Here is a 398-nt window from a genome sequence, read left to right on the forward strand (position 1 = left end):
TCGCCTGTTCCGCTCAAAATCCATACACTTTATTTCGACAATTGGCACGCGAAATCCTTGCTACGATTAGGTTTATGGTTCATTCAGCAGACCCTAATTCTGACATTCCTTCGATACCCTCCTCAGCCGTTTTTGTCCTTCTCTACTGACTGTGCTTACATCATAAGTAATCAAAACCAGCACTCCCTCACCTACTTCCACATAAAAGGTGGATACTCATCCAAATCATTACGCAAATGACGACTTAGCAATAAGACTTGCGCATGTGGAACCAATCCCCAAGAAATTTTCTCACCTAGATAGGGTCTGCTGAATGAACCATAAACCTAATCGTAGCAAGGATTTCGCGTGCCAATTGTCGAAATAAAGTGTATGGATTTTGAGCGGAACAGGCGAAA

Annotated in this window: 2 pseudogenes; both read right to left on the minus strand. The window is 42.7% G+C overall.

Going from position 1 to position 398, the window contains the following annotated elements:
- Window positions 1-96: 96 nt before the first annotated feature.
- Window positions 97-183, minus strand: a pseudogene (locus J3482_RS21160) (CRISPR-associated endonuclease Cas2); the annotation flags it as partial.
- 8 nt (window positions 184-191) lie between these two features.
- Window positions 192-311: pseudogene (locus J3482_RS21165) on the minus strand (subtype I-C CRISPR-associated endonuclease Cas1); the annotation flags it as partial.
- Between the last annotated feature and the right edge of the window lie 87 nt (window positions 312-398).

The organism is Alicyclobacillus suci (assembly GCF_017329615.1).
GTDB lineage: Bacteria > Bacillota > Bacilli > Alicyclobacillales > Alicyclobacillaceae > Alicyclobacillus > Alicyclobacillus suci.